Here is a 19,731-nt window from a genome sequence, read left to right as displayed (position 1 = left end):
CATTTCGGTGGTGGATTCCGGCGACTCCGAGGAGCCTTCTCAACGGTTCGATCTCAGAGCGTCCGCTCGAACCCGTCGGCCGCCCGAACCACCAGCCGCCCGTCAGCCCTGAACCGGACGGTCCGGCCGACGCCGTCGCCGACGGCGCGCTCGACCACCGGGATCCCGGCGGCGTCGAGGCACTGCTCGGCCCGTGCGACGTTCCTCGGTCCGACCGCGTCCGTGAGGTCGAGCATCTCCGCGCCGCCGGCGACGCGCGCCTCGAGGCGGTCGGGGGACGCGCCCGCGGCCTCCAACTCCGCGATCAGCGTCTCGATGCCGGTGTCGACGTACTTGCCCGGACGCTCGATGCCGGTATCGGTCTCGGTGCCGTTCGGTAACATTGCGTGTAACAGCCCCCTGACGCCGGTCGACCGGTCGACGAGCGCCACGGCGACGCACGAGCCGAGGCCGCTCGTCGTCAGCGTCTCTCCGCCGGTCGCGACCGACAGATCGCTGACTCCGACCTTGATCCGACCGGCGTCTGCGGCTCCGGATCCGTCGCGGGAGAGCGTTCGCTCGCGAGACGACGGGGGATGGCTCACGACTCCGAGAGCCGATCGAGCGCTCGCGTCAGTTCGCGCTCGTCCGGGAGCGCGTACACGTCGCACCGCGTCTGTACGCCCTCCGTCCGGATCGCGGCGTCGATCACGAACCCGTAGTCCTGCCGTTGACTCAGCTTGGCGATCAGCGGGCTGATCGTGGCCGAGCCGATGTCGTGGACGAACTCCGGGGGCGAGTGAGTGATCGAGGTGCCGAGCACGTTCGCCCAGCCGTCGATGAACCCGCTCGTCATCACGTTGCCGAGCTCGCAGAGCGCGTTCTCGGCCATCCCGCCGAGCGGCTCGTCCGGCTCGCTCGGGAGCATCGAGGCCGCGATCCTCGCCGCGGACTCCTCTTCGAAGAGGATCGCGAGGTAGCCGCTCGGCTCGCCCTGCAGCTCGAAGACGGTCCCCGCGTGCGGCTCGACGCCGACCTCGGCGGGCACGTCGGCGAGGGGGACGAACCGCAGCCGGCTCACGTCGACGCTCGTGTCGAGGCCCGTCATCATCGCGATGTTGTCCGCGGCGTTCGCGGAGCCGCGCTTCGCCAGCGACGCGAACGTCGCCAGCGACTCGTAGGGGACCGCAGTGGTGTCGACGCCGTCGTTCCCGGCCCCGCCGTCCGCGCCCGGCGCGGCGGCGGGTGCGGTCTTGCCCACGACGAGGTCGCGGAACTCCCCGGAGTCGGGGAGCATGTAGATCGAGAAGTCGAGATCGGTCGTCGTCGCGTCCAGCCGACTTTCGAAGAGGAACACGCCGTCGCCGGCGAGCGCTCCGTCGGGGAGGACGGCGGCGCCGTCGGCCTCGAAGTACCGGGGTGGCGTCATGTCGATCGCCTTCCCGAGATAGTTCGCCCAGCCGTCGAGGAACCCGCCGAGCGCGATGTTCCCGACCTCCGTCACCGCGCTGCGCCCCATCGACGCCCCGCCCGGCAGCAGCGAGAGCAGGGCGTCGACGTTGTCCGCGTCGAACGCGAGGACCGCCTCGCCCTCAAGCCCGCCGCGGAGCCCCACGCTCACGCCGATCGACTCCCGACCGGCAAACGCCTCGGCGAGGTCCTCGCCGCTGGCGACGCTGGCGCCCGTGACCTCCACGGAGAGGTCCGTGCCCGTCAGGTCGGTGAGCGCCCCGGCGGCCTGTCCGGCCCCCCGCTCCGCGAGCCGGTTGCAGGCGCCGAGCGCTCGGACGTCGACGCGCATTATACCGCCGATCCGATGGCGTCGAGCACGTTCGGCTTCTGGAACGGCTTCGTGATATACCCCTCGGCGCCCGCTTTGATGGCGGCCTTCATCTTCTCCTCCTGTCCGACGCTGGTGCACATGATCACCGTCGCATCCGGGTTCGCTTCGAGGATCTCCGTCGTCGCCTCGATCCCGTCTCGGATCGGCATCACGATGTCCATCATCACGAGGTCGGGACCGTGTTCTTCGTACATGTTGACCGCCTCAACGCCGTTTTCGGCCTCGCCGACGATCTCGAACTCCCCTTCGAGGATCTCCCGGAGCAAGTTCCGCATGAACTCCGAGTCGTCCGCGATAAGCACGCGCGTTGCCATAGTTATCTGGAAGGCGGGACAGCGTTCACTTAACCACTCCCCCGCGGTTCTCAGCGCTGAGAACCGACGCGGCCGAACCGGTGCCGGGTGGCCGAGTCGTCCCGGATCACACCCAGTGGCCGAGGAGGTACGTCGCGCCCACGAGGACTGTCCCCCCGAACGTCTCCCTGGTCCCGATCCCGAAGGGGAGGAACGTCGTCGTCGTCGCGTCGTCGGGCGCGTCGCCAGGGGCGCCCCCTTCATCCCTCCCGCCCGAGTCCCCCCCGTCCGAGTCCCCCTCGTCCGAGCCCCCCCCGTCCGAGCCGACGCCCGCCTCGTCGTCTCCGCCGCTTTCCCCTTCACCGTTCCCTCCGCCGTTTGCCGCCGAGCCGCCTTCGTCGGCGCCGGGCTCGTCGACGCGCGTCACCGACGGGTCCGCCTCCACGGTCAGCGTCCCGTTCACGCTGTGGCCGTCGATCGCGAGCGCGTACGGGTACTCGCCGGGTTCCAACCCGATGTCGATTTCGCCGAACGTCTCGTTTTTCGAGGCCTCCGGCCCGACCGCGACGTGGCGCTCCTCGACGATCCGCCCGTCGTCGATGTCGATTGACAACTGCTCCCGGGCCTCCAACTGTCCGACGTTTCGCACCGTCGCGGAGAGGTTCGACAGCGACTCGCCCCGGGTCACCGTGAGGTTCGTGGTCGTCCCGTTCGCCAGCCGTAACTGGGCGGGGTTTTCGGCGTCGCCGACGACGAGAACCGTCCGGCTGTCCTGCAGCGACTGTCCCCGGAACAGCCGATAGCTGGCCTTCGTTCCCGGCGTCACGTTGGTGAGCCCGCTATCCACGGAGAAGTTCCCGTCGTCGATCGTCAGTTCAGACTCGGTCCGTGACGGTTTCTCGTCGCCGTCCCTGACTATCGTCGCCGACAGATCCGTCGCGGGGAGGATCGAGGTCGTTCCGGTGATGGTCCCGTTGTCGGCCTCGACGAGGAGGTCGCCGTCGGCGGTGACGTGGTCGTACCGGAGGTAACGTTCGCGGACGCTGAACGACGCCTCGGCGCTCACCCGACCCTCGGCGCTCTCGTGATACGGGTACTGCTCGGACAGCCGGTCGTCCGCGGCCGATTTCGGTTCGAACGCCTCGGGTGGCTCCTGCCCGTCACGGAACGCGTACCGCTCGCCCTCGGTTCCCTCCAGCGCGAACTCGACCGCGAACTCGTCGCCCGGCTCGGGGTCGTCGGTGAACGGCCCCCCGTCGCTCGTGTCTATCGCGAGGTAGAACCGGCTCGGCGCCCGATCGCTGTTGCCGCGTTCGAGCGTCTTTCCCTCCGCGAGATGGAGCGTGACGTCGTCCGGATCGGCGCTCGCGAGGTCGAACTCCGCTCCCCGTTCGTTTCGCCCGGGGTTCGTCTGCCGGATCCGCAGGGAGACGCCCTCCTCCGCTTCGAGGAGGTCGGCGAGGACCCGGTGATCGATCTGGCTCCCGGCCTCGATCGACTCGCCCGACCGCCGCTCGGCGAAGTGCGACAGGGCGCCCCAGATCCCGGTCGATTCGAAGCCGAGCACGACGCGGTCGCCCTTCGTCACCGCCGTGCGGTCGAGCCCGTTCTCCCTGAGCGCGCCGAGCGACTCGCTCCCGCCCTCGCCGTCGGTGACCACCTCGCTGTCCGCGGTCGTGAACACCTCGACGCTGTCGTTGAACGTCGGTTTCCGCAACACGAGGTCGGACTCCGCCGCCACCTTGACCGGGTCCACGGCACCGGAGTCGCGGACGACGAACGTGCCGTTCGTGACCGCGAGCCGGTATCGCTGCGGGACGAGGGGGTGCGCGAGCCCGCCCGCACCGGTCGCTCCGGACAGCTCCGAGAGGTTCTCCGCGATCACGTCGCCGGCCTCGTCCCTGAACTCGAGGTCGCAGGTCACGCCGGAGGCGCTACAGCTCTCGACGTTGCTCTCGTTCGTCCCGAGGAGCCGCGTGTTGATCGTCGTGGATCCGCCGGACGCCTTGACGACGTCGACGAAGCCGACCGTCCCGCCCGAATCCGTGAGACGGTTCCCGCCGATCAGCAGGTACGCGCTGTCGTCCCCGGACGAACCCACGACGTGTCTGATCTCCACCGGATCCCCCGCCGTCCCGGTGTACATTGACCGGCCAAACGACCCGCTGATCTCCCTCTGGGCGGCGCCGTTCGGTTTCGCCTCGTCGTCGGTCGCGATTGCGGGGGCGGTGTCGCCTCCGCCGGCTGCCGCCGGGCTTCCGTCGACTACCGCCGCGTCTCCTCCGGAGAGGGTCGCCGCGGCGGGGCCCGCGGCCGCCGCGCCCACGAGCGAGAGAAGCACCGTGACTGCGAGCAGCACGGCGCGGAGATCCGAGAGCCGAGCGCGGGGCCGGGTCTTCGCGCCCCCCGCTGCGGTCTCGCCGCCCCCTCCGGTGTGCGAGCCGGTGCGTCCGATCCTCGAATCGGCGCGCCAGCCGCGGATATCGGCTGTCGTCTGGCCGGACCGATCCGCGTCGTCCGGTGGAGGTCTGGAGGTCATCGTGGTGTCCGTTTCGTCGTGACGGGCCGAATCGCTCCGACGGCCCGCCGTCGGTTGGTACGCCCTCGGGATCTCAGCGACTAAAGCGTACCCTCCCGATTATCGACTCGGAGAACCGGGGCGCTCCGCAACGGTGAGTACCCGGAGCGCATCGACAGACCGGAGCGGGATCGGGTCGTCAGCAAAGCTCCGAAGAGTTAAGTCCGCCCGTGGTGCCCTTTCGATGAGGATGAAGACCTGTCCCCGGTGCGACTCCTCGCTCGACGACGATGCCCGCTTCTGCGTCGAGTGCGGCGCCCCCCAAACGGAGGACGCCGCCGAGGAGCTCGACGAGTACGTGCAGCGGCAGGCTCAGCAGGTTGCCGCCGAGTCCGGAGGCGCAGGCGGCGGGACCGCCGGCGGAACCGACGGAAGCGGCGGCGGATCGGGATTCGTCCCGACCGAGGAGCTCACCGACCGCGAGCAGCTCTGGCGCCGCGGCTGCTACGTGCTCGGCTACGGGACGATCGTCGTCGCGCTCACGCGGGTCCCGCAGATCGGTGCTTTCCCCCTGATACTCGGCGGCATCGCGATCCTCCCGCCGATCCGCCGGCTGACCGCGGAGCCGCTCGGGAGCCCGCTGAAACGCGAGGTGATGGCCGGGCTGTACGCGGCCTTCGCGCTGCTCGGCGTCGCGCTGCTCGTGTTCTTGTAACCCCTACTCGATCCGGAAGCCGTCGGCCTCCTCCGCCGCGCGCACGAGATCGCCGATGCTGTCGCTCGCCGAGAGCCCCTGGCTCGCGGCGAAACGCTTGATCGCCACCGGCGGGACGTCGACGGTCGTCTCGCTGGCGACGAGCAGGAGCCCGAGCGCCTCCGGGGTGGGCGAACTCGGGCCCGCGTTGGACGCGAACCACGTCACGAGCGAGTCGAACGTCGCCGTCACGTCGTTCGAGACCATCCGCTGACGGGTGGTCTCGCCGTCGACGTGGAGCGTCGCGTCGATCCCGTAGGTGAACCCGTCGCCGTCGAAGGAGTTCGCCAGCCACCGGCTCACCGACTGGCGGTCGACCCCGGGAGCGCCGCGCTGGGCGGGAGTGGCCGCTCCGCGATGGGCGCGGTTCCCCTGCGGCTGGCCGGGGTTCCCGCCCTGCGGTTGGCCCCCCGCGCCGCGGGGTGGTCCGGCGTCACTCCCGCCGGCCGCCCCTCCCGGTCCGCCGCCCGGATCCGGCGGTCGACGCTCCTCCGGATTCGCCGGATCAGCGGGCGTGAATCCCGTCTCGTCGGCGGGGCGCCGCTCCGGCTGCGACCGGCCGACGTTGGGCCGGCCGTTCGTCCCGACGACGTATCGGCTCTCCCCGATCTCGACGACGCTCTCGTCGTCGGTGAAGTCGAGCTCGTCGGGGTCGGCCGGCGGTGCCTCGTGGTCACTCATGGCGTAGCCGTGGTGGCGCGAGAAAATAGGTGTTCCGGGCGGAGCGATTCCGCCGTGAAGGCGGTTAGGGGGCTGTTCGAGGCTCGTTAGAGCCGGACCGCTTCGCCATCGGTGGTGAAGAGGTCAGGTGCGTCCAGTTCGACAGAAGTCGTCGCCGACGATGGCGAGACAATGTCGAGCGACGAGGAGTCGCTCTCACCGAACGCAGTGAGGCTCGCATTCCTGTGTGCGTAGTTGTATGTTTCACCGCCACTAACATTATACAGTTGATCATTCGTTGCGTCACCGAACGGTTCTGACGCCGGGTTGATCACGATAGTGTAATCCGTGTCTCTATCGAGGACGGCGTCACCACTCGCTTGGAAATTCCCATCGTCATCCTGGACCGCGAATGTACTCGCGTTGAGCTGGCTCGCATTCACGGGGGTATCCCCGGTGGCGTTCGCGTCCGTGAAGACGAGATTCGCCTGTCCGTTCGGACCGACCGCTTGGATTGTACTTTCTGACAAATCAATCTGGTCGGCTCCGGCGGCACCGGACACGCTGATTTTGATTGCCTTCAACTCGCCCGTGCTGTTGTTCCCCACGATACCGACTTCGCTCGTCACGTCGATCCGCTCGGACACGAGGTCAGTACTCTCCTGACCGGTGGCCTCCGCCTGTGATTGGAGGAAGCCGGCCGTGTTGATCAGAACGCCGGCGGCGATCGCCGCCACCAGAACCATCGCGATGAACACGATGAGTGTCCCGATACCGACCTGACCGCGCTCGTCATTGTCGTTGATAAACTCGAACATTGTTACAGCCTCACCGAAGTCTGATCGTCGGTAAGCGTCGTCGGGACGCGGAGCTCTGCGCTCGTGGTTGCACCCGACGCCGTCGTGAACGTCAGTTCGAGCCGGTCGCCTCCTTCGAGAGTCCCATAGACACCATTAGCAGCATCGTCGAGGTTAATCCCGACATCTGCGCGGTCACTGGCGTCGGTCAGAACGACATCTCCCGGATCCCCGGTGTAGATATCGATCGACACAAAGTCACTGTCGAGCTGGAAGGTCTCCTGACCTTGCGTACCGATGAGCTCGGCACTCGTTTCGTTGAGATCGATGTTTCCGGCTCCTGGTGACTGCGCCACAGTGATATTCAACTGATCGACGACACGAGAACTACTCCCGTCAGTCACGTTCCCGGACTGGCTGACGACCTGCAGCCGATCACTCACCTGACTCGTACTCTCTTCGCCCGTCGCCTCGGCCTGCGTCTGGAGGAAGCCGGCCGTGTTGATCAGAACGCCGGCGGCGATCGCCGCCACCAGCACCATCGCGATGAACACGATGAGGGTTCCGATCCCCACTTGACCGCGCTCTTCCTCGTCGAGTATTGTTTCGAACATTGTGTGTTGCGTTGGCCCCCGGCCTGCCCGGCGGGCGTTATCGCTAGGGAGCATGATTTCCCTATTAAAGACTCCGCGCCGATTATTTGAACTGATAAAACACTGCTGTGTTGCGATTATCGGGTTAATTTCTAAATAATAATTTTTGAACACAACAACGATATCCTGATCGAATTATCGCCGCTGGATCTGATAGCGTTCCGTATACGACACTGAAATATCCGCGATCGGGACACGAATCTGCGGCGCCATCGCGTGCGATCGCCTGGAAACACTCTCGTCGGGAACTACTCTCGTCGGAAACTGCTCTCGTCGAGCCCGGATGTCCCACGCTGCTATCTCCGATCGGCGCGCGCGACCGCGCTTACCTCACCGGTCTTGGATCCGCGCCAGTTCGGAGTCGGGGATCACGAACTCCTGCGTGCCTGGCTCGTACACCGCGAGGCTCCCCGCGACCAGCGCCATCGACGCCGCCAGCAGCCCGGTGTTGACGAGCAGTAGCGCCTGCGGGTTCGCGAACGATGTCCGGAAGGCGGCGACCGGCGTCGCCACGGCGGCGAGGACGACGAGCCCGAATCCGACCGCGAGGTACGCCATCGCTGTCCCCCCCGACGACCGATACGCCGAGACCGCGAACGTGAGCAGCGTCGCGCTCGCGCCGGCCAGCACGGTAGTCGTCACGAGATACAGCCCCTCGATGAGCTCCATACGCACCGTGGCCAGAGTCGGCTTATAAACTTACGGCGGCGGATATCACCGGCGATAACACCCGTGCATAGCCGATGAACCCGAACGCCCGACACACTGCGCGACGGCGTTTCAGACTGGTATCTCTTTCTGTAACGATCACCGGTACCCTTTTAAGTTCCAAAAATCAATGGCGATAACGTGAATGGTGGGGGACGATCTGATCACGGTGCTCGGCAACAAGTACAACACGGAGATCCTGACCGCGACCGGTGACGCGAAGTCCGCACAGGATCTCAGCGACGAGCTCGATGTCCCGATCGCGACGTGTTACCGCCGGATCAACGAGCTGGAAGAGGCCGACCTCCTGGAGCTTCACGACCGTCCGCTCTCGGACGAGCACCGCCGCGTGAAGGTGTACCGTCGAAAGGTCGACGGAGTCGAGGTCGACTTCCGCGACGGACTCACCGTCGAGGTCGAGGAGCGCTCCGCGGTGAAGAACCGCCTCGACGACGTGTGGCGCGACCTCTCGTCCAGTCCGTGACCGTCCGCGTTCGTCCCCGCTGCACCGCGTTTACCCCTGTGCCGTCCGCGATTCTCGCCGAGCGTTAGAACGAGGGTTCGTCGGACCGACCCATCATCGAGAACCCGCCGGCCCGCTCGTGGACGGTGATCCCGCCCTCCCCGATCTCCATCGGGAAGATGTCGGTGTCGATGTCCTGTTTCCGCATCTTTGCCACCCAGACGTACCGGTTGACGCCGGAGTCGGTCGGCGTCTGGATGAAGTAGATGTTCCCGTCGGTGAGGAAGTTCTCCAACCCGACCTCGGTGTCGGGGAACACCGCGCCCTGTTCGTTGATGAGCAGGGAGGTCAGCCCGTTCGCCTTGAGGATGTCCGAGAACTTCAGCAGGTACGTCCGCTTCTCCTGTTCGGCGTCGAAGAAGAGCTGGAACATCGACAGTGAGTCGAGCACCAGCCGGTCGAAGTCCCCGTCCTCGATCGTGTCGAGGAGCTTGTCGACCGCCGTCGAGAAGTCGGTCTCGCGCAGCATCTCGCGCTTGTCGAGGATGACGATGTCGCCGCTGTCGACGAGGTCGTCGAACCCCTCTAACCCGATCGATTCCGCGGCGCCGCGGATGTCCGCTTCGTCCTCCTCGAAGGAGACGTACACCCCTCGCTCGCCGTGCTCGGTGACGCCGTGATGGAGGTACTGGATCCCGAAGATACTCTTCCCGGTACCGGGGTTTCCGGAGACGAGTACCGTCGATCGCTCCGTGATACCGCCGGTGAGGATCGAGTCGAGCCCCTCGACCCCGGTGGAGACGAGTTCTGACATTCGTCCCGTTGTTGGCGGTCGGTGTATATAAAAGACGATCCGACGGGCCGACCGCACGGACGCCGACAGGTTTATTCCTCGACACACCGCCCCTTCGTGTATGCCCGGTGAAGCGTCCCCCGTCGACTCCGGCGGTGATCGGCGGTGAGCGAGCCGTCAGTCCTCGTTGTTGAGGACGAGCCCGACATCGCCGCGCTGTACGCCGGCTTCCTCGAAGAGCGGTACGACGTCGACCTCGCCGAGACCGCCGCCGAAGCGATCGACCGGGTCGACGGCGCGGTCGACGTGGTGTTGCTCGACCGACGCCTCCCCGACGGAAGCGGCGACGACGTGCTCGAACACATCCGCGAGGCGGGCTACGACTGCCGCGTCGCGATGGTCACCGCGGTCGAACCCGACTTCGACATCATCGACATGGGGTTCGACTTATACCTCACAAAGCCCGTCAGCCGCTCGAAGCTCCTGGCGGCGATCGACACGCTGTTGACCCGCAGCGAGTACGACGACCTGATCCAGGAGGCTGCGGCGCTAGCGAGCAAGCGCGCGGTGCTCAACGCCCAGAAACCGGCGGCCCAACGCGAGGGAAACGAGGCGTACGCCGAACTGGTCGAGCGGCTCGAAACGCTCGACGCCGACATCGACGAGCTCGGTGAGTCGCTGTCGTCGGACGACTACCGCGCGATGTTCCGCGACCTCGGCGAGGCCTGACGCGTCGTCGCTCTCCCGTCGATCCGATTCTTCCTCGTCGCCGTCGATACTGACGACGTGGGGCTCTCCCAGCGATTCCGTCTCTCCCGGCGATTCCGTCTCTCCCGGCGACCCCGTCTCTCCCGGCGACCCCGGCGTCCCAGCCAGATCCCGACCCCGAGACGGCGCCCCGATCCCGAACGAACTTTGAACGGATCCTGTCCCGACTTCGACCCAAAGTTGTTCGGTAGTTGAAAAATCTATATCCCTGTCATCGCCCTCGTCGGGGACATGACGGAACACGACACGCGGCGACGGTTCCTGGCGACGAGCGGTGGACTCGCGACGCTGGCGTTCGCCGGCTGTCTCGGCGGAGACGGGACTGATGGAGAGATGGAGAACGACGACGAGATGGACGGCGACGACGGAATGGGTGGCGATGGCGACGGGATGGGCGGAGACGATAGCGGCGGAATGAGCGACGACGGCGACGAAATGGGTGACGACGGCGACGAAATGGGTGACGACGGCGAGGAGACGGACGGCGACGACGGGATGACGGAGTCCGTCCCGGTCCGGGTCCGGATCGAGAACGTCGCCTCCTCGTCGTTCTACCCCGCGGACACGTCGACCGACGGCGACGTGTGGCTCACGCCGGGCGCGTACGCCGTCCACGAGGGCGCGAATCCGATGTACGAACTCGACGGCTCGGCGTCGATCGGGCTCGAAGCGCTCGCCGAGGCCGGGCTGCCGACGGGGTTCGAGGGCGAAGACGGGCTCGTCGACGAGCTCGGTGCGTCGATGGAGGTCCACCATTCGGGCGCGTACACCCCCGCGGAGACCGTCGCGGACCCGAACGATCCGACCGGAGAGGTCCCGGGAGCCCCGCCGATCGCGCCCGGCGGCGCCTTCGAGTTCGAGACCGAGGTCGCGCCCGGCCAGCGGCTCTCCTTCGCCTCGATGTTCGTCCCGTCGAACGACGTGTTCGTCTCCACCGGCGACGAGGGGATCTCGCTCTGGCCCGCGGACGGCGAGCCGGTCGACGGCGACGTCACGGACGCCGTGGCGCTGTTCGACGCGGGCACGGAGCCGAACGCCGAACCGCCGGGCACCGGTCCCGACCAGGCGCCGGCACAGGACGCGCCTACCCAGGGCGCCGAGGAGGGAGGCACCGTGCGCCGGCTGAGCGACGTCGATGACGGCCACGAGTACCCCGCCGCCGAGGACGTGGTTCAAGTGACTGTAACCCCGACGTAGATCATGATCGACGTTACCGAACACCGAGAGGCGTTCCTCGCGGCGGCGGCCGGAACCGCTGCGGTCGCCGGATCGTACCTCGTCACGGGGTGGTCGCCGTCGTTCGTCGTCCGACCCGTCGACCAGGCCATCGTCAACCTGACCCCCGGGCCGATCGTGACGTTCATGATCGAGACCGTCGGCGACGCAGGCCACCTCATCCACATCGCCATGGCGTTCGCGGCCGTGATCGGGCTGTTCGGTGCGGTCGCGCTCGCCGGCCTCCGGATCGGAGCGCGCGTCGACCGCTCCCTGGTCGGCGCCGCGGCCGCCGGCGCGGCGTCGTGGCTGCTCGCCGCGGGACTGACCGGTATCTCGGCGCAGGCGCTGGGTGCGGCGCTCCCCCCGGCGGCCGTCGTCGGGATCGGCGGGCTCCCCGCTCCCTCGAACTCTCCCGGGCCGACCTCCGGCGACGACCCCTCTGCCCCGGAGGGGCCGACCGGCGCCGTCGACGCGGTGCGTCGCCGGACGCTCGGAGCCGTCGCGGGGACGCTGGCGTTCGTCGCCGCGGCGGTCGTCGGGCGGCGGTCGCTCGGGGGAGACGACGAGCCGCTCGCCGACGCCCCGCGGTCCGAGGGCGCGACCGCGCGGCTTCGGGAGGTCGAAGCGTCCGCGCTGGCGGTCGAAAGCGACGATCTCCTCGGTACGGTGAGTCCGATCGGCGAGTTCTACAACGTCGACATCGCGGAGTTCGATCCGGCAGTCGCCGCGACCGAGTGGTCGCTGACGTTCACCGGGGAGACCGGAACCGAGCGAACGGTGACCTTCGACGAACTGATCGACCGCCCCGTCGAACACCGCGCGGTGACGCTGCGGTGCGTCGGCGAGGATCTGAACGGACGCAAGTTGGACAACGCCGTCTGGACGGGGACGCCGATCCGCCCGCTGCTTGAGTCCGTCGACCCCGAGGGCGACTGCGACTGCGCGATGCTGCGCGGTGAGGACGGGTACTACGTCCAGTTCCCGGTCGACGTGCTCGCGGAGGGGTTCCTCGCGTGGGGGATGAACGGGAAGGAGCTCCCAGCCGGCCACGGGCACCCGGTCCGGGTGTTGATCCCGGGCCACTGGGGGGAGACGAACGTGAAGTGGCTCTCGGAGATAGAACTGCTGAACGTCGAAGAGGACGGTTACTGGGAGGAGCGCGGCTGGGAGGGGACCGGCGAGGTGAAGACGGTCGCCAAGCTCTGGGACGAGGGAGTCACGGAGATCGACGACGGTCGGATCGAGCTGGCCGGCCACGCCTACGCCGGGACGCGCGGGATCGAGCGGGTCGAGGTCTCGACCGACGGCGGCGACTCGTGGACCGACGCGACGCTCTCCGGCCAGCTTCCCGACGCCGACGTCTGGCGGCAGTGGCGCCACGTCTTCGACCCCGACGGCACGCACGAGGTCGTCGTCCGCGCGGTCGACGGCGAGGGGAACCGCCAGATCCGAGAGCCGTCCGACCCGTCGCCGACCGGCTCGTCCGGCTGGGTCCGCCGGACGGTCGGCTGACGCGCCGCCCGTGGCCTCTCGATCCTTCCCCGGGCCGCACCGTTCGCGCCGAAACGACTTTCATAACCTACCCAACACAACAGTACACCAGATGGAGAAGGCCCTGTGGTACCTGTTCGTCGCGAGCCGCGGTGGTGCCAACAGGGTCCGGATCGTCCGGGAACTCCGTGCCCGCCCCCGGAACGCGAACGAACTCGCGGAGGAACTGGACGTCGACTACAACACGATCACTCACCACCTTGAAATGCTGCAAGACCACGACGTCGTCGAGCCGAGCGACCACGACTACGGGAAGCTCTACTTCCCGACCGACAGCTTCGAGCGCCACGCGGAGACGTTCGAGGAGATCACCTCGGAGGTAGACGCCGAATGAACCCCGTCACTCCCACCGCAGTCGGCATCCTGATCACGGGGGTCAACAGCGCGCTGTTGGCGGTGCTGGCCGCGGTCTGGCTCCGCAACTACCGCGAGTTCGGCTCGACGCTACTGCTCGGACTGCTGGGGTTCAGCGCGGTGCTACTGATCGAGAACCTGGTCTCTATCGCCTTCTTCTTCAGCAGCATGCGGACGCTGTACGCGATGGATCCGCTCGTGGGACAGGTCGTGCTCGGGATGCGCGTGCTGGAACTGCTCGCGGTGTCGCTGCTGACCTACGCGACGCTGAAGTGACCGGCGCTGAAGTGACCGGCGCTGAAGTGACCGGCGCTGAAGTGACCGGCGCTGAAGTGACCGGCGCTGAAGTGACCGGCGCTGAAGTGACCGACACTGAAGCGATCGGGGCTCCGTCGCGGTCGGGCCGAGAGCCGCGACCCCCTCACGACAGCTGTTCGCCGACCAACCGGTCCGCCTCGGCGAGGAACGCGTCCCGCTCGGCGATCGGGATCGTCGCGCCCGCGGCCACGTCGTGTCCCCCGCCGTCGCCACCGACGGCTTGGCTCGCTTCCTGCATCACCGCTGAGAGGTCGAGTCCCCGTCGAACCAGCGCGTGCGATCCGCGGGAGGAGACTTTCAGCTCCTCGGCGCTCTCCTCCGCGAACGCGATCACGGGCTTCGAGCGGTCGAGGGCCGGCGAGCCGATCGCCATCCCGGCGACGATGCCGACGATCGTCTCGCGGATCCGCGAGCCGGCGTCGAACCACTGGAGGTTCTGCTCGTCCGTGACGCCTTCGCTTTTCACCCACTGAAGCCCCTCTGAGAGGTTCTTCCGATGGTTCCGGAGGAGTCTACGCGCCTCGGCGAGGGCGTCGCCGCGGTCGCCGAGGCACACCGCGAGCCCCACGTCGGCGCGCTCGTACCGAGCGGTGGCGTTGAGGAGGGTGGAGAACTCGCTCACGTCCCGTAGCTCCGTGCCCGGCTCCTCGTCGACGAGGGTGTATGAGGTGCCGACGAGCGCCTCGATCCGGTCGGCGGGGACGCCGGAGGCGACGGCGCGGCGCATCAGCGCGGACGCGAGCGCCTGCCGCTCCTCGGCGTCGAGGTCGACCCAGCGCCGCCACTCCCCGTCGCGTTTCACGTCGATATCGAGGTCGGTGAGGAAGGCGATCGCGCCCGCCTCGTCGTTCGAGACGCCCGGGATCTTCACGTCGGAGGCGTACTCCAGCAGCTTCGGGAGCGGGCGCGTTTGCCTGCCGTATAAGTCGAGGTCCGTCCGCGTCTCGATGACGCCGGCGTCGACGCCGTCGGCGACGATCGCCTCGTTGGCGCCGACGAGCCCCCCGTCGGAGTCCTGCATGTCGCCGACGGCGCCGACCACCGCCAGCGCGGCGAGGTCGCGGTTGTCGCCGTCCCTCCCCTCCAGCGCGCGGGCGAGCACGTAGCTCGCGCCGGCGCCCGACAGCTCGCTCGCGCCGTCGAGCCCCTCCAGTAGCGGATTGAGATGGAACTCCGTGTCGCGGTCGGCCGGCTGGTGGTGGTCGGCGATCACGGGGACGAAGTCGCCCCGATCCTCGTGGTCGGCGATCACGTCGAGCTGGCCGGAGCCGAAGTCGGTGAACAGCACCACGTCGAACTCGCGGGCGGCGATCCCCGCGATCGACTCGGCGTCGAGCTGCTTCTCGAAGACGACCTCGTGGTCGATCCCGGCGCGCGCGAGCGCGGTCGAGGCGACCGCGCCGCTGGTGAGCCCGTCCGCGTCGATGTGGGACGCGAGCAGCACCCGGTCCGCGGCGCGGAGCCGGTCGGCGCAGGCGTTCGCGCGTCCGGTGAGTTCCGGAACGGGAGGATCGGCGACTGCCATTACCGACCGTAGGCTCGCGACCGGGGATAAACTCACGCTTCGGCCGGGCGGCAGGCGGCCGTCGTGCGACTGCTCGCCCCCGCTCTGACACAGGCAGAGGCATCACTTGCCGTAACTGTGGGTTATAGACGTTTGTAGATATATGCACTACACACATGACACGTGGGTTCAACACCCGGAGTCTCCACGCCGGCGCCGAGGCCGACCCGGCGACCGGGTCGCGCGCGACCCCGATCCACCAGACGACCTCCTTCGTCTTCGACGACGCGGACACGGCGGCGGAGATGTACGCGCTCCGGGCGGAGGGCCACATCTACTCCCGGCTCTCCAACCCGACCGTGAGCGTCCTCGAAGACCGCATCGCCGACCTGTCGGGCGGCTCCGACGCGGTCGCGACCGGCTCGGGGATGGCCGCGCTCGACGCGATCGCGACCGTGCTCGCCAGCGCCGGCGACAACGTCGTCGCCAGCTCCGAGATGTACGGCGGCACGGCCGCGTACCTCACGAGCATCGCGAACCGCCGGGGGGTCGAAGCGCGGCTCGTCGACACCCTCGACTACGAGGCGTACGCCGACGCGATCGACGAGGACACCGCGTTCGTCCACGTCGAGACGGTCGCGAACCCCTCGCTCGTCACGCCCGACTTCGAGCGGCTCGCCGAGATAGCCCACGAGCACGCGGTTCCCCTCGTCGTCGACAACACGTTCGCCACCCCCTACCTCTGCCGGCCGTTCGAGCACGGCGCCGACATCGTCTGGGAGTCGACGACGAAGTGGATCACGGGCAACGGCACGACCGTCGGCGGCGTCGTCGTCGACGGCGGGCAGTTCCCGTGGGACCACCCGGACGCCGACTACGACGAGCTCGACGGCCAGTCCCCGGCCTACCCGATCGACTTCGTCGAGCAGTTCGGCGACGCCGCCTTCGCCAACGTCGCCCGCCAGCGCGGGGTGCGCCCGACCGGCGGCCAGCAGTCGCCGTTCGACGCGTGGCAGACGATTCAGGGGCTCAACACGCTCCCGCTCCGGATGGAGCGCCACTGCGAGAACGCCCGGACCGTGGCCGAGTTCCTCCGCGACGACGACCGGGTCGACTGGGTGGCGTACCCCGGCTTCGAGGACCACCAGAGCCACGGCAACGCCGCCGAGTACCTCGACGGCTACGGCGGGATGGTCACCTTCGGCGTCGACGGCGGCTACGAGGCCGCCAAGACGTTCTGCGAGGCGGTCGACCTGACGAGCTTCCTCGCGAACATCGGGGACGCGAAGACGCTCGTCATCCATCCCGCCTCCACGACCCACGCCCAGATGGACGAGACCCAACAGCGGCTCGCCGGCGTCTACCCGGAGATGCTCCGGCTCTCCGTCGGGATCGAGGACCCGGACGACGTGATCGCCGACCTCGACCGGGGGCTCGCCGCCGGCGAGCGCGCCGCGGAAGGGCGGACAGCGGACGGCCCGGAGGTGTGACGCCGTGAGCACCGTCCCGACCGACCACGGCGTCGCCTCGCTCGGGGAGTTCACCTTCGAGTGCGGCCAGTCGGTCCCGAACCTGGAGGTCGCCTACGAGACCCACGGCGAGTTCGACGGCGACAACGTCGTGTTGGTGTGTCACGCCCTCACCGGCAGCCAGAACGTCGCCCGGTCGCCCGCGCCGGAGCGAGACGAGGGGACCCGCGGGGCCGGGCAGGCCGGGCAGGCCCGCGCGTGGTGGGACGACATCGTCGGCCCGGGGAAGGCGATCGACACCACCGAGTACTACGTCGTCTGCGCGAACGTCCCCGGCTCCTGTTACGGCACCACGGGCCCGGCGAGCGAGCGCCCCGCCGACCTCGACCTCCCCGAGGAACCCGACCACGACCGGTGGGGGACCGCCTTCCCGCCGGTGCAGGTCGAGGACTGGGCGCGCGCGCAGCGCCGCCTGCTGGACCACCTCGGCGTGGGCCGGCTCCGCGCCGTCGTCGGCGGCAGCGTCGGCGGCATGAACGTTCTGGAGTGGGCGAAGCGTTACCCCGACGATGTCGACCGCGTGGTCGCCATCGCGACCGCCGGGCGCCTCGACGCGCAGTGTCTCGCGCTCGACGCGGTCGCCCGACGGGCCATCCGCGCCGACCCGAACTGGAACGGGGGCGACTACTACGGCGAGGGACGCCCCTCGCCCGACGAGGGGCTCGCGCTGGCCCGCCAGATCGGCCACATCATGTACCTCTCGAAGGCGTCGATGGAGCGGAAGTTCGGGCGGCGCTCCGCGGGCCGGGACTCGCTGACGCGCGAGGAGGGGGACCTGGGACTGCCGCCGGAGCCGACGGCGGCGTTCTTCCCGTACCGCGAGGTGGAGTCGTATCTCGACTACCAGGCGGAGGGGTTCAGCGACCGGTTCGACGCCAACAGCTACCTCTACCTCACGCGCGCGATGGACGAGTACGACCTCGCCGCGGGCCACGGCACCGACGCCGACGCCCTCGGGGCGTTCGAGGGCGAGGCGCTGTTGTTGAGCTTCACCGCCGACTGGCACTTCACCGTCGAGCAGTCGTCGTCGCTCGCCGACGCGTTCCGCGCCGGCGACGCCCCGGTCGCCCACCACGTGATCGACTCCGACCACGGCCACGACGCGTTCCTCGTCGAGCCCGAACACGTCGGCCCGCCCCTCCGCGACTTCCTCGCCGACGGGACCGCCGGGCGCGCCGTCTCCGACGGCGGCGGCGGGGGCGACGAGTCCCCGCGCCCCGAACCCGACCACGCGCCGGTCCACGCGAGCCTGTTCCGGGGGTAGCGCTCGCCTCTCGCAGCCGACGCGTTCTATCTTCACGATCAATCATGCGAATGTTCATAGTTCTCGACCTCGTGGTGTGTGAGGTATGCCCGGTGGACACTCCCAGACGCTCCGACCGTTCCTGTGGCGCGCCGAACGACTGTATCCGGACACCGAGATAGTCTCCCGGACTCACGAGGGGCGCACGCGGCACACGTACGCCGAGTACGCCGACCGCACGGCGCAGCTCGCCAACGCCTTAGACGAGTACGGCATCGAGCGCGGCGACCGAGTCGCGACGTTCTGCTGGAACCACACCCGGCACTTCGAGACGTACTTCGGCGTCCCGAACACCGGCGCGCAGCTCCACACGATCAACCCCCTCCTGCCGGACGAGCACATCCGGTTCATCGTCGAGGACGCGGCCGACGAGATCGTCTTCGTCGACCCGTCGCTGGCGCCGAAGCTCGCCTCGGCCGCCGGGGGCGACGAGGGCGAGGCGGACGGGGCCCCGGAGTTCGACGGCGTCGACTTCGTCGTCATGGGATCGTCCGAGACCGACGCGCTCGACGCGACCCCCTACGAGGAGTTCATCGCCGACCGGTCGACCGAGTACGACTGGCCCGACCTCGACGGCGACCGGCCCGCCGGCCTCTGTTACACCTCCGGCACGACGGGGAAGCCGAAGGGCGTCGAGTACACCCAGTCGATGCTGTGGAGCCACACGATGGCCTCGCAGACGCCGCAGGGGATCCCGATGGAGGACTCCGACGTTGTCATGCCGGTCGTCCCCATGTTCCACGTCAACGCGTGGGGGATGCCGTTCACCGCGACCGCGGCGGGCGCGAAACACGTCTACCCCGGGCCGTCGCCGGAGCCGTCCGACCTCGCGGCGCTGATCGAGGAGGAGGGCGTGACGATCTCCGCGGGCGTCCCGACGGTGTGGCTCGGGCTCCGGGAGTACATCGCCGAGGGCAACGACGTCGACCTCTCGACGCTCGACACCGTGATCGTCGGCGGCGCGGCCGCCCCGCGGTCGCTGATCGAGTGGTACGACGACCGGGGCGTCGAGGTGCTCCACGCGTGGGGGATGACGGAGCTGTCGCCGATCGGCACCGTCTCCCATCTCACGAGCGACCTCCGCGACGCCGACTACGAGACGCAGGTCGACAAGCGCTCGAAGCAGGGGCTCGTCGTCCCCGGCCTGGAGTTCGAGGTGATCGACGAGGACGGCGAGGAGATCCCGTGGAACGGCGAGGCGTTCGGCGAACTGCGGATCCGCGGCCCGTGGGTGACACAGGAGTACTTCGCGCGCCCCGACGCCAGCGAGGAGGAGTTCGTCGACGGCTGGCTGAAGACGGGCGACGTGGTCACCGTCGACGAGGACGGGTATCTCCAACTCGTCGACCGCACGAAAGACGTGATCAAGTCGGGCGGCGAGTGGATCTCAAGCGTCGAGTTGGAGAACGCGATCATGGCGTACGACGGCGTCAGCGAGGCGACCGTGATCGGCGTCCCCCACGAGCGCTGGCAGGAGCGCCCGGTCGCGTTCGTCGTCGCGGGTGAGGGTGTCGACCGCGAGGCGCTCGTCGAGGAGATCGAGTCGGGACTCCGCGAGGAATACCCGAAGTGGTGGGTGCCCGACGCGGTGGAGTTCATCGACGAGGTGCCGAAGACCGCCACCGGGAAGTTCTCGAAGAAGGACCTCCGGGAGCGGTACGCCGACCAGTCGCTCGTCGAGGGAGCGGTGCCGGAAGACGACGCGCCCGAACGGGAGTAGGTCGC

Annotated in this window: 20 protein-coding genes; 10 read left to right on the top strand and 10 right to left on the bottom strand. The window is 68.5% G+C overall.

All coding sequences use genetic code 11. From position 1 onward, the window contains the following. Window positions 1–53 precede the first annotated feature (53 nt). The 4 genes from C471_RS06985 to C471_RS06970 all read right to left on the bottom strand — a co-directional run bounded on the left by C471_RS06985 (window position 54) and on the right by C471_RS06970 (window position 4,654). Entirely contained in the window at window positions 54–584 is a 531-nt protein-coding gene (locus C471_RS06985) for a chemotaxis protein CheD (protein WP_004047451.1), read from the bottom strand. Further along, window positions 581–1,780, bottom strand: coding sequence for a chemotaxis protein CheC (locus C471_RS06980; RefSeq protein ID WP_004047448.1), 1,200 nt, complete (start codon window positions 1,778–1,780; stop codon window positions 581–583). The genes C471_RS06985 and C471_RS06980 overlap by 4 nt, the downstream gene beginning before the upstream one ends. Beyond that, window positions 1,780–2,136: a chemotaxis protein CheY gene (cheY, locus tag C471_RS06975; RefSeq protein WP_004047446.1), complete on the bottom strand. Its 357-nt coding sequence runs from the start codon at window positions 2,134–2,136 to the stop codon at window positions 1,780–1,782. Before cheY ends, C471_RS06980 begins: the two co-directional genes overlap by 1 nt. A 106-nt stretch (window positions 2,137–2,242) precedes the next feature. After that, window positions 2,243–4,654 (bottom strand): BGTF surface domain-containing protein, encoded by a 2,412-nt coding sequence (locus C471_RS06970; RefSeq protein WP_004047444.1) that lies wholly within the window; start codon window positions 4,652–4,654, stop codon window positions 2,243–2,245. A 229-nt stretch (window positions 4,655–4,883) separates the two neighbouring features. On the opposite strand from C471_RS06970, the gene C471_RS06965 reads away from it, so the two are divergent. After that, window positions 4,884–5,348, top strand: a complete 465-nt coding sequence (locus C471_RS06965) for a zinc ribbon domain-containing protein (protein WP_004047442.1) — start codon at window positions 4,884–4,886, stop codon at window positions 5,346–5,348. Between the two features lie 3 nt (window positions 5,349–5,351). On the opposite strand, the gene C471_RS06960 is transcribed toward C471_RS06965, so the two are convergent. From C471_RS06960 to C471_RS06945, 4 genes are all read right to left on the bottom strand, one after another. After that, window positions 5,352–6,068 (bottom strand): DUF7500 family protein, encoded by a 717-nt coding sequence (locus C471_RS06960; protein ID WP_004047441.1) that lies wholly within the window; start codon window positions 6,066–6,068, stop codon window positions 5,352–5,354. Between the two features lie 86 nt (window positions 6,069–6,154). Next, window positions 6,155–6,865, bottom strand: coding sequence for an archaellin/type IV pilin N-terminal domain-containing protein (locus C471_RS06955; protein WP_004047440.1), 711 nt, complete (start codon window positions 6,863–6,865; stop codon window positions 6,155–6,157). A 2-nt stretch (window positions 6,866–6,867) separates the two neighbouring features. After that, window positions 6,868–7,458 carry an archaellin/type IV pilin N-terminal domain-containing protein gene (locus C471_RS06950; RefSeq protein WP_004047439.1) on the bottom strand — a complete coding sequence of 197 codons (591 nt, stop codon included), beginning with the start codon at window positions 7,456–7,458 and terminating at the stop codon, window positions 6,868–6,870. 369 nt (window positions 7,459–7,827) lie between these two features. Beyond that, window positions 7,828–8,166: a hypothetical protein gene (locus C471_RS06945; protein WP_004047438.1), complete on the bottom strand. Its 339-nt coding sequence runs from the start codon at window positions 8,164–8,166 to the stop codon at window positions 7,828–7,830. A 184-nt stretch (window positions 8,167–8,350) separates the two neighbouring features. On the opposite strand from C471_RS06945, the gene C471_RS06940 reads away from it, so the two are divergent. Then, on the top strand, window positions 8,351–8,689 hold the full coding sequence (locus C471_RS06940; RefSeq protein WP_004047437.1) for a helix-turn-helix domain-containing protein: 339 nt from the start codon (window positions 8,351–8,353) through the stop codon (window positions 8,687–8,689). A 64-nt stretch (window positions 8,690–8,753) separates the two neighbouring features. On the opposite strand, the gene C471_RS06935 is transcribed toward C471_RS06940, so the two are convergent. Further along, the gene (locus C471_RS06935; protein ID WP_004047435.1) at window positions 8,754–9,482 is read right to left on the bottom strand and encodes an RAD55 family ATPase; all 729 of its coding nucleotides are present in this window, start codon (window positions 9,480–9,482) and stop codon (window positions 8,754–8,756) included. Between the two features lie 144 nt (window positions 9,483–9,626). Here C471_RS06935 and C471_RS06930 point away from each other — a divergent pair, with 144 nt between their 5' ends. From C471_RS06930 to C471_RS06910, 5 genes are all read left to right on the top strand, one after another. Continuing rightward, entirely contained in the window at window positions 9,627–10,190 is a 564-nt protein-coding gene (locus tag C471_RS06930) for a response regulator transcription factor (RefSeq protein ID WP_004047433.1), read from the top strand. Between the two features lie 270 nt (window positions 10,191–10,460). After that, entirely contained in the window at window positions 10,461–11,426 is a 966-nt protein-coding gene (locus C471_RS06925; RefSeq protein WP_004047431.1) for a spondin domain-containing protein, read from the top strand. A gap of 3 nt (window positions 11,427–11,429) precedes the next feature. Further along, the gene (locus tag C471_RS06920) at window positions 11,430–12,959 is read left to right on the top strand and encodes a molybdopterin-dependent oxidoreductase (protein ID WP_004047427.1); all 1,530 of its coding nucleotides are present in this window, start codon (window positions 11,430–11,432) and stop codon (window positions 12,957–12,959) included. Window positions 12,960–13,050: 91 nt separating this feature from the next. Then, on the top strand, window positions 13,051–13,332 hold the full coding sequence (locus C471_RS06915; RefSeq protein WP_004047425.1) for an ArsR/SmtB family transcription factor: 282 nt from the start codon (window positions 13,051–13,053) through the stop codon (window positions 13,330–13,332). Further along, window positions 13,329–13,628, top strand: a complete 300-nt coding sequence (locus tag C471_RS06910) for a hypothetical protein (protein WP_004047423.1) — start codon at window positions 13,329–13,331, stop codon at window positions 13,626–13,628. The genes C471_RS06915 and C471_RS06910 overlap by 4 nt, the downstream gene beginning before the upstream one ends. 145 nt (window positions 13,629–13,773) lie before the next feature. Here C471_RS06910 and C471_RS06905 read toward each other — a convergent pair whose 3' ends face one another. Beyond that, a complete protein-coding gene (locus C471_RS06905) occupies window positions 13,774–15,195 on the bottom strand; it encodes a DHHA1 domain-containing protein (protein ID WP_004047421.1) in 1,422 nt (473 codons plus the stop codon). Between the two features lie 155 nt (window positions 15,196–15,350). Between C471_RS06905 and C471_RS06900 the strand changes: the two genes are divergently transcribed. The 3 genes from C471_RS06900 (at window position 15,351) to C471_RS06890 (ending at window position 19,726) form a co-directional block, all read left to right on the top strand. Further along, a complete protein-coding gene (locus C471_RS06900) occupies window positions 15,351–16,664 on the top strand; it encodes an O-acetylhomoserine aminocarboxypropyltransferase/cysteine synthase family protein (RefSeq protein WP_004047419.1) in 1,314 nt (437 codons plus the stop codon). 4 nt (window positions 16,665–16,668) lie between these two features. Continuing rightward, window positions 16,669–17,967, top strand: coding sequence for a homoserine O-acetyltransferase MetX (gene metX / locus C471_RS06895; RefSeq protein ID WP_004047417.1), 1,299 nt, complete (start codon window positions 16,669–16,671; stop codon window positions 17,965–17,967). Between the two features lie 85 nt (window positions 17,968–18,052). Next, on the top strand, window positions 18,053–19,726 hold the full coding sequence (locus tag C471_RS06890; protein WP_004047414.1) for a long-chain fatty acid--CoA ligase: 1,674 nt from the start codon (window positions 18,053–18,055) through the stop codon (window positions 19,724–19,726). Window positions 19,727–19,731: the final 5 nt, after the last annotated feature.

Origin of the sequence: Halorubrum saccharovorum DSM 1137 (genome assembly GCF_000337915.1) — an archaeon.
In the GTDB taxonomy this organism is placed as follows: Archaea; Halobacteriota; Halobacteria; order Halobacteriales; family Haloferacaceae; genus Halorubrum; species Halorubrum saccharovorum.
The sequence above is the reverse complement of the archived record's forward strand: the minus strand, read 5'-3'. Positions and strand labels throughout refer to the sequence as shown.